Below are 1,975 nucleotides of genomic sequence, written 5' to 3'. Positions count from 1 at the left end.
GCGGCCGCCTCGCTCATCACACGTCCCTGTCGATCCAGCACCGGCGTGGCCCCGGCCGGGCCCACGTCCGCGTACCGCCGCAGCCGAGGCGGGTACGGGAAACGTCCGCCTCGCGCCGCACGGCAGGTATCGCGGCCCTGTTCACGGTAGGTCACGGGCCCCGCGACGCACATGAGTCCAGCGACTGATCGGCACCGGGCCGCATACGACCACAGGAGGAGCCGCGCCACCTCCCGTGGTCGCAGGCCGGCCGCTGGTCCGGCGCAGTCGGTTGCCACCGCGGTCGTACGGGGCCCGCTCCGGACGACGACCGCGGTCGTACCCGGCGACGACCCGGGATCGATGTGGCGGCGCAGGCCCGGCGCCGACGATGGGCGGGTGACCGAGATCATCACGGGGCTGTCCATGTCCCCCCTGGAAATAGTTGTCCTGCTGGGCGCCGTCGCCCTGGTGGTGGTGCGCTGGCTGCCCCCCGCCGCCCGCCCGCGCGTCACGATCGCGGCCGGGGCGGTCGAGGTGCTGTCCGCGATCCTGCTGGCCGTGGCGGGAGTCCGCTGGCAGATGCTGCCGGTACTGGCGGGCGCCGCCTTCGCGTTGCCGTTCGCCGTCCTTCCCCTGCGGCGACGCCGTACCGGCCGGCCCGCGTGGCGGGCCCGCTGGTGGCTGGCGCTGCCCGGATCACTGGCCTGCGTCGGCCTGATCGCCACCGGACCGGCGGCCGCCTGGGCCTTCCCCGTCCCCGTCTTCCCCGAGCCGTCGGGCGAGTTCGCGGTCGGCACCCGGGTGGTGCAGTGGACCGACCCGCTGCGCCCCGAGACCTTCACCGCCGACCCGGACGACCGGCGCACGGTCGTGGTCCAGCTCTGGTACCCCGCGCAGCGGAGCCCCTCGGGCACGCGGCGGGCCCAGTACCTCGGACGCACGGAGCAGGAGGCGCGTACCGTCTCCGACGCCCTCGCCCAGGGGGTCGGCCTGCCGGGCTTCCTGGTCGACGGGGTTCCGCGCGCCCGCTCCCGCTCGGTCTTCGACGCCCCGGTGGACGGTGGCGGGGGCCGGTTTCCCCTCGTGCTGTTCTCTCCCGGGTCGGGCGGGGTGCGCACCCAGAACACCGCCTGGGCGGAGGAACTGGCCAGCCACGGGTACGTGGTCGCCGCCCTCGACCACCCGTACGACTCCGCCGCCGTCGTCCTCGCCGACGGCCGGACGATCACCACCGAGACCGCCTCCAGCGGCGACCCGGACGAGGACGAGAAGCTCGCGGCCGGGTGGACCGCGATCCGGGCCGCCGACCTCGGCTTCGTCCTCACCCAGTTGGACGGTCTGGACCGCGGTGCGATCGCCGACCCGCTGAACGGACGCCTGGACACCGGCCGGGTCGCGGTGGCCGGCCACTCCATGGGTGGGGCCGCGGCGCTGCAGGCGGCCCGGCAGGACCGCCGGTTCGACGCCGTCATCGACCTGGACGGCTTCCCCCACGGCCCGACCTCGCCGTCCCTCGTCCAGCCGGTGCTCGCGCTCACCCAGGCCATCACCCCGGCGACCGACGCCCGCTACCTGCCCCGCCTCACCGAGGCGCTCGGGTCCAGTACCGCGACGAGCTACCGGCTCACCGTCCCCGGCGCCGCGCACCTCACCTTCATGGACGGCCCCCTCTATCTGCCGCCCGTGCCCTCGATCGTCGGCACCCTGGGCCGCGCCGAGAGCCCGCGCGTCGTCGCCGCGGCCACCCGCGCCTTCCTGGACGCCGTCCTGCGAGGCGCACCCGGCGACCAGGCCGGCGACCTGGCCGCCGTCCTCCGGGCGTACGGCGAGCTCAGCGTCCACCGCCCCGGATAGCCGCCGCCGAAGAACCGCTGAGCAGCGTTGGCCGGGGGAGCCGGGCGAGCGTGGTGAGCTCGTGCGGGGTCGGGGGGGGGGGGGGGGCGGGCCCCCCCCCCCCCGCCCGGGGGCGGCGGGGCGGGCGAAGCGCCGTTCG

Annotated in this window: 1 protein-coding gene; it reads left to right on the top strand. The window is 76.5% G+C overall.

What is annotated here, in order from left to right; genetic code table 11:
• Positions 1-342: 342 nt before the first annotated feature.
• Positions 343-1,836, top strand: coding sequence for an alpha/beta hydrolase family protein (locus ABT263_RS38725; RefSeq protein ID WP_352298636.1), 1,494 nt, complete (start codon positions 343-345; stop codon positions 1,834-1,836).
• The last annotated feature ends 139 nt before the right edge of the window (positions 1,837-1,975 follow it).

The organism is Kitasatospora sp. NPDC001603 (assembly GCF_040298365.1).
In the GTDB taxonomy this organism is placed as follows: domain Bacteria; phylum Actinomycetota; class Actinomycetes; order Streptomycetales; family Streptomycetaceae; genus Kitasatospora.
The sequence above is the reverse complement of the archived record's forward strand: the minus strand, read 5'-3'. Positions and strand labels throughout refer to the sequence as shown.

What these genes read in the sequence shown, in the direction of transcription:
- ABT263_RS38725 (WP_352298636.1), top strand. Translation starts at nt 343, where the DNA reads ATGTGGCGGCGCAGGCCCGGCGCCGACGATGGGCGGGTGACCGAGATC.